This window comes from Amycolatopsis sp. NPDC004079, assembly GCF_040610415.1.
Classification (GTDB): Bacteria; Actinomycetota; Actinomycetes; order Mycobacteriales; family Pseudonocardiaceae; genus Amycolatopsis; species Amycolatopsis halotolerans.
This window is the reverse complement of the sequence record NZ_JBEXMH010000080.1, coordinates 27730-34547: the sequence shown is the minus strand read 5'-3', so window position 1 is coordinate 34547 and position 6818 is coordinate 27730. Positions and strand designations below refer to the sequence as shown.

The following is a 6818-nucleotide window of genomic DNA, read 5'->3' as shown; positions in this document are numbered from 1 at the left end:
CCCAAGCCAGAGGGCATCTGCGCGTCCAGACACGACCTACAACACCACAAACACCGGTGGATCCAGGTCAGATTCCCTCAAGGAGCCCTTCACGGCACCTAGCCATACTGCGGGCGTCCCAAGATCGCGCCCGGCATCCGTGCCTGGCCACCGCCTTGAGGCAGGCCAGCCTTCAGCGTGGGCCAGCCGAAACATCCGAACTCCGTACCCGCCCAGCGGCGTCCGCGAACTGCCTGGCCGCAACCGTCCCGGGCATCAGTTCAACCGGGCGGCGCCAGCTTTCCACTCGTCTTCCAGCATGGCGTAGACCAACTCGTCGGTCCATGCGCCTTTGACGATCTCGTTTTCCCGCAGCCTTGCTTCCTGCCGCATGCCCAGGCGCTCCATCAACGACGCCGACGCGGTGTTGCGGCCGTCGCAGCGGCCGATGATGCGGTGCAGGCCCAGGTCTTCGAAGCCGAGCCGCAGGACTTCTCTCGTTGCTTCCAGGGCCAGGCCTTTGCCGTGGTGGTCGGGGTGGAAGACGAAGCCGATCTCGCCTTGGCGGTGTTCGGCGCTGAGGTATTCGAGGTTGAGGTCGCCGATGAGCTGCCCGGTTTCGGCGAGTTCCACGGCGACGGCGAGGAACTGGCCTTCTTCCGACAGCGTCGCGCTGTGGACGCGCTTCGCCAGCGCGGCGGCCGATTCCGCGCGGCTGCGCGGTCCCCAGTACAGGTAGCGGACGACGTCCGCGCGGGACTGGAACGAGTTCAGGGCATCGAGATCTTCGTCCCTGAAGGGGCGGAGGAGCAGGCGTTCGGTGCTGATCGGGTAGTCCGGCCTGAGCATTCTCCCAGCCTAGCGACTTCCGCGGGTGCGCAGGAACCGCCGTGGTGATCGCCCATCGGGAACAGCACGCGGCGAACACCGAAAGCGGACATGGAAATTCCCGGGGCGCCTCCTGGACGCCGTCAGCGTCCAGGCTCGAGCCGGACCGGTGCTCGAGAACCCCGGGAACCCGGTGACTGCCTGGTATTCGTCAGCAGGCAGCACGTGAAGCAGGCGATGAGCCGAAGGTGGCTCTGTTGCATCGCTGCTCAAAGTCCCAACACGTGCCATCCGCTAGCGGACAGCCACCTCACGAGTCCTGTGTGAATACAACTTAGGACCACCTCCTCTCTCGTGTACTGCCACGCTAACCGCGAACCTCTCGGTACGGCAACATCATTTGCGCGGCGGTCCATCGGCCGGGACGGGTCCGGGCTGGCAGCGCGGGCAGCACCAGGTCGGGCGCTGGTACGGTCCGTCGCCCTGCTGGCGCACCAGCAGCGGGCCGCCGCAGCGGAAACAGCCCTGGCGGGTGCGTTCGTAGACCCAGGTGCGGCGGCCGCGGCGGAGGTCGCCGGTGGTGGCTTGCTCGTGCCGCCACGCGTTGGCGACCAGCAGCTTCCTGGCGAGCGCCACGGCGCGTGCGGGGTCCACTCCGGACACTGGGGTCCACGGGGAAACCCGCAGCAGGAAAGAGATCTCGCACTTGTACAGGTTGCCGACGCCGGCCATGATCCGCTGGTCCAGCAGGGCGTCGCCGAGTTCGCGGTCCGGTTTCGCGGCCAGGTTGGCGGCGGCCAGCGCGGCGTGTTCGTCTGTCCATTGTGGATCCAAGAGATCCGGGCCGAGGTGTGCGACGAGGTCGTGTTCCTCGGCGGTGGACACGAGTTTCAGGTCGTGCAAACGGAAACCGATCGCCTGGACGTCGTCGGTCATCAGCACGACGCGCGCGTGATGAGCCGGCATCGCCCATTTCGCGCCGGCGGGCTGGATCTTCCACGAGCCGTCCATCCGCAGATGGCTGTGCAGCGTCAGGTCGCCGGAGAAGCGCGTGAAGAGGTGTTTGCCGACGGTGCCGACGCCGTGCACCTCGCGGCCCGCCAGGTCCACAGTGGCCAGTTCGGGATGGCGAAACTGGCCGCGCACCAACGTTTTCCCGGCGAGCGCGCGGTCGAGCAGCTTCCCGGCCAGGAATACGGTGTCGCCCTCGGGCACGGTTCAGCCCGCGGTTTCCGACACTTCCGCCTGCGCGGCTTCTTCCTCGGCGCGCACGCGGTGCCGTCCGGCGCGGTTGGAGCGCAGGATCTTGGCGAGGACCATGTTGAAGGTCAGCGCGATCTCCTGTGCGCCAGGGGAATGCCACTCGTGGATCGGGCTGCACGCGCCCTGGGCCTGCTGCACCGCGAGCCGGTCCGGGATCGCGGTCGGCATCACCAGCGAGCCGAAGTTCTCGCGCAGCTCCGAGACCCGGAACTGGTGCTCGTACGACCGCACGCGCAGCTTGTTCACCAGCACGCCGATCGGCCGCAGCGCCGGATTGCTGTCCTCGCGGATCCGTTCGATCGCTTCGAGCGCGCGCTGGGCGCCCGCGACCGCGTACATTGTGGGCTCAGTCACAATAAGCGCGCTGTCGGCCGCCACGAGCGCCGATTTCGTGAGCCGGCCCAGCGACGGCGGGCAGTCGATGATCGCCAGCTCGTACGGTTCCTCGCGCAACGGGTTCTGGTGCAGCTCGTCGAGCGCGCGGGAAAGGTTTTCCAGGCGGCGGCCGTCGGAGTCGGGTTCGTTGAGCGACTCCAGCTCCTCGGCGCCGACCAGCACGTCGATCTCCTCGCTCCACACGCTGGGCGCGATCGCGCGTTCGAGGACGGCCCGCGCGGGCGTCTCGAGCACGTCGGCGAGCGTCGCGTCGGTGAACGGCGGGTCGAGCGAGGTGGTGGCGTTGCCCTGCGGGTCGAGGTCGGCTACGAGCGCGCGGGTTCCCCTACGCAGCGCGGCCGACGCGATACCGAGCGCGACCGTCGTTTTGCCGACACCACCCTTGAGGCTGAGAACGGCGACCGTGTGCACTCGACACAGCCTACGGGCCGTCCGCCGGGGCGGTAGTGCGGAAGGTGGCGAACGCCGCTGCGGAGCCCACGCGGGTCACGGCAAGTGACCGGCGGCCATTACCCTGTCGGCCATGAAGACCGACACCGTGGCCGCCCGGGGTTCGGGCGCTGTTCGCCGGGCGCTCGAGGCCGAACTGCGGGCCGCCCGCGCCCGCGGCGTTGAGCAGCCGGTCGTCGTCGACGTCGGCGGCGGGAGCGGCGGCTGGGCGGTGCCGTTCGCCTCGGCCGGATGCCTGGTCACCGTGGTCGAACCGAACCCGAACGCGCTCGCGACGCTGCGCCGGCGCGCCGAGGAGGAGGGCGTCTCCGGCCGGATCACGGTCATCGCGGACGACTCCGACGCACTGGGCGCGCACGTCCCGGCCGGGTCGGCGGACCTGGTGCTGGCGCACGGCCTGCTGGAGGTCGTGGACGACCCGCGCGCGGTGCTCGACGCACTCGCCACGGCCGTCTCGCCGGGCGGTGCCGTGTCGGTGCTGGTGGCCAACCGCACCGCGGCCGTGCTGCATCGCGCGCTGGCCGGCCGGATCACCGAGGCCCAGCAGCTGCTCGAAGGTTCTGATGGGGTTGTCGCGGGGGACACCGTACTGCGCAGGTACGACAGTTCCGGGCTGACCGAGTCGCTCGTGGCTGCCGGACTGGAGGTCACGCTGCTGCAGGGCGACCGGGTGATCTCGGACGTCGTGCCGGGCGGAGTCCGTGAGGACGAGCTGGCCGAGTTCGAGCTGAGCGCTTCGGCGGTGCCCGCGCTGCGCGACGTCGCGGGCAGGTTGCACGCGATCGCCCGGCGGGGCTGAGAAGCCAGCTGTGTCGCGGTGCGGGAATCGTCCTGGCGGGACGGCGAACCACCCGTAAGCGTGGCCGCCGCGGCTCGAGCGCCGGGAATTGTCGGTGGCGGCAGGTAGCGTCCGGAGGCGTGGGGAGAAACGCCGAACTGCCGAGCGGGATGGCCCGCTACCGCGTCACCACGGGCGCGACCGAGCTGCCGGACGACACCGGCTGCTCGATCCTTCACGTGGACATGGACGCCTTTTTCGTGTCGTGCGAACTGCGCACGCGGCCGGAGCTGGCGGGCCAGCCGGTCGTCGTGTCCGGCGGCGGCCCGCGCTCGGTCGTCGCCGCGGCGAGCTATCCGGCGCGGCGCTTCGGCGTGCGCTCGGCCATGCCCTTCGCCACGGCCAAACGGCTCTGCCCGCAGCTGGTCTGCATCCAGCCGACGCCGGGGCTGTACGGCGAGGTGTCGCGCGGCGTCATGGGGATTTTCCGGCAGCTGACGCCGCTGGTCGAGCCGCTGAGCCTGGACGAGGCGTTCCTGGACGTAGGAGGCGCGCTGCGGCGGTTGGGCACCACTCCGGGCGTGCTGGGGGCGCGGATTCGGGAGCGGGTGCAGGCGGAGCACGGGATCGCGTGCTCCGTCGGCGTCGCGAAGGTGAAATTCGTGGCGAAGCTGGCTTCGGGGATGGCCAAACCGGACGGGATGGTGATCGTTCCCGCGTCCGAGACGCTGGAATTCCTGCACCCGCTGCCGGTGTCGGCGCTGTGGGGCGTGGGGAAGCGGACCGAGGAACAGCTGCGGCAGCACGGCTGGCACACGATCGCGGACATCGCCGCCACCCCGCCCGCCCGGCTGCGGCGTTCGGTGGGCCGGGCCGTCGGGGATCACCTGTGGGCGCTGGCGAACGGCCATGACGACCGGGCCGTGGAACCGGAGTCGGCGGAGAAGTCGATCGGAGCCGAGCACACCTTCGACGTCGACGTCCTGAACCGCGACGAGCTGAGCCTGGAGCTGCTGCGCCTGTCCGAACGGGTCGGGGCGACGCTCCGGTCGCGCGAGCTGCGCGGGAGGACGGTGTCGATCAAGGTGCGGTTCGCCGATTTCCGCACGATCACCCGGGCACGCACCGTGCTCTCGGCGACGGACGTGGCCCGGGACATCCACCGCACGGCGGTCGAGCTGCTGACGGAGCACGCGCCGACGGGAGCGGTCCGGCTGATCGGGGTGCGAGTGGAAGGCCTGGACACCGGGGACGACGGGGAGCAGCTGTCGTTCACGAACGACGAGCCGCGCTGGCGGGACGCCGAGGTGGCGGCGGACGTGGCAAGGCTGAAGTTCGGCTCGGCGGCGATCCGGCCTGCTTCGCTGCTTTCCCCTCGGGAGGAGTGAGGCCTGGAGGGGTGGGAGAGGGCGGCTGCGAGGCCGGGCTTTCGGTGCGGGGCTGGAGCGGGGTCGGCAGGGAAGACGGTGCGGGTTTGGCCGGGAGGCGCAGGTCGGATTTGGCGTGGGGAGGAGGCGCAGATCGGATCTGGCGTGGGGAGAGGCGCAAGTCGGATCTGGCGTGGGGGAGGCGCAAGTCGGATCTGGAGTGGGGAGAACGCCGCGATCCGTGCCGCCGGTCGGCCCGCAGCCGCCTTGCGCGGTGCGGGAACCACCGGGCTGAGGAGCTGGTCTGGATAAGCCAGCCCATCGGGTGCTGCGCGGCTCGGTGCGGTGGCGAAGGTGGGTGGTGCCGAGCGGCTAGGCGTCGGGACGGGGCCGAGGTGCACGGTGCCGCGCAGCTGAGTGCGCTCGTGGTCCTTGCGCGAGCCGTGCCGGGTTCGCGGCCGAGCCTCCCGGCACCGGCACCGGCACCGGCACCGGCACCGGCACCGGCACCGGCACCGGCACCGGCACCGGCGTCGGCGTCGGCGTCGGCGTCGGCGTCGGCGTCGGCGTCGGCGTCGGCGTCGGCGTCGGCGGAAGAATCGTCCCCCTCGGTGGTTTCGTGGGCAATTCGCCGGGACAGGCACTTCGTCGGCAATAAGAGTCCGGCGCGGACTCGGCGGCCGCGGTCCGAAAGAGGTCCGAAATAGGGGTTCGGCGGTCGCTCTGAGTCAGCGGGATCCGTGCTGTCCGCGCGGTGGGGGGATTGCCGATCTCGGGGGCGGGACAGTGAAAAAGTATCGGAGGGTATCGATCGGCGGAAGATCGTCCCGGCCGGGGTGTCGGCAGGGCGGGTGGTCGGCGCGAGGACGCTCTCTCTCCGTGACGAGGGACCCCGCCCGGGGGAGGCCGACAGGGCGGCAGGGGGCTCTGGACTGCGCCGAAGGGGGTGACTTCCGTCGCGGTGACGCACTGTCAACCCGCATCTTGCGGGATTTCCCCCGATTCGATCATTTCCGGATCGGGGATCGGGTAGTCGGACGAGCGCGGGGCTCGTATCCTGGACAGTGCCACCCCGCCTGGGGTTGGCTGTTGGGTCCAGGACGTTGCGCGGCCCGGCGCCCGCGACAGCTGTGCCGGAGGAGGAAAGATGCCACTCTCCGAGCATGAGCAGCGGCTGCTCGACCAGATCGAGCGCGAGCTCTATGCCGAGGACCCCAAGTTCGCATCCACGGTGCGCGGCACCCGGTTGCGCCGACCCGCGCGCCGTCGGCGCATCCAGGGGATCGCCCTGTTCGTGGTGGGCGTTGCGCTGCTGGTGCTCGGTGTGGTGATCCCGGTGTTGCGGGTCGCCGACGTGCCGGTGGTCAGCGTGCTCGGGTTCCTCGTGATGTTCTTCGGGGTCATGATGGCCGTGACGTCGCTGCGCCACAGCGACAGCGGCGGCAAGAACGGCCATGACGACGGAGGCGGCGGGGGGAAGCCGTCCGGCCGCAAGAGCTCCTTCACGCAGCGCATGGAGGAACGTTTCCGCCAGCGCTTCGAAGGCCAATAGCACGTCGGCGAATCCGCGCTTCTCCCCTCGGGGCGGAGCGCGGATTCTCGTGCGTGGGCACGGACTGCACCGGCTAGCGGGACACGGGTTCCCTGCCGGTGGCCTGCGACCTGCGGGCAAGACGCGTGCTCGGCCTGCGCCGGCTCCGGTTTGCTCCAGTCCGGTGCGGGGCTCGACGCGCTCCCGGTTCGGGAATGCTCGGCCG

6 protein-coding genes are annotated in these 6818 nt (G+C 70.5%); 3 read left to right on the top strand and 3 right to left on the bottom strand.

What is annotated here, in order from left to right:
* Window positions 1-255: 255 nt before the first annotated feature.
* The 3 genes from ABZX37_RS43325 to ABZX37_RS43315 all read right to left on the bottom strand — a co-directional run bounded on the left by ABZX37_RS43325 (window position 256) and on the right by ABZX37_RS43315 (window position 2877).
* Window positions 256-828 carry a GNAT family protein gene (locus ABZX37_RS43325; RefSeq protein ID WP_354749887.1) on the bottom strand — a complete coding sequence of 191 codons (573 nt, stop codon included), beginning with the start codon at window positions 826-828 and terminating at the stop codon, window positions 256-258.
* A gap of 375 nt (window positions 829-1203) precedes the next feature.
* Window positions 1204-2022: a DNA-formamidopyrimidine glycosylase family protein gene (locus ABZX37_RS43320; RefSeq protein WP_354749886.1), complete on the bottom strand. Its 819-nt coding sequence runs from the start codon at window positions 2020-2022 to the stop codon at window positions 1204-1206.
* 3 nt (window positions 2023-2025) lie between these two features.
* Window positions 2026-2877 (bottom strand): ParA family protein, encoded by an 852-nt coding sequence (locus tag ABZX37_RS43315; protein WP_354749884.1) that lies wholly within the window; start codon window positions 2875-2877, stop codon window positions 2026-2028.
* A 112-nt stretch (window positions 2878-2989) separates the two neighbouring features.
* Between ABZX37_RS43315 and ABZX37_RS43310 the strand changes: the two genes are divergently transcribed.
* The 3 genes from ABZX37_RS43310 to ABZX37_RS43300 all read left to right on the top strand — a co-directional run bounded on the left by ABZX37_RS43310 (window position 2990) and on the right by ABZX37_RS43300 (window position 6613).
* The gene (locus tag ABZX37_RS43310; RefSeq protein ID WP_354749882.1) at window positions 2990-3715 is read left to right on the top strand and encodes a methyltransferase domain-containing protein; all 726 of its coding nucleotides are present in this window, start codon (window positions 2990-2992) and stop codon (window positions 3713-3715) included.
* 149 nt (window positions 3716-3864) lie between these two features.
* Window positions 3865-5082, top strand: coding sequence for a DNA polymerase IV (gene dinB / locus ABZX37_RS43305; protein WP_354749891.1), 1218 nt, complete (start codon window positions 3865-3867; stop codon window positions 5080-5082).
* A 1126-nt stretch (window positions 5083-6208) separates the two neighbouring features.
* Window positions 6209-6613: a DUF3040 domain-containing protein gene (locus ABZX37_RS43300; protein WP_354749880.1), complete on the top strand. Its 405-nt coding sequence runs from the start codon at window positions 6209-6211 to the stop codon at window positions 6611-6613.
* Window positions 6614-6818: the final 205 nt, after the last annotated feature.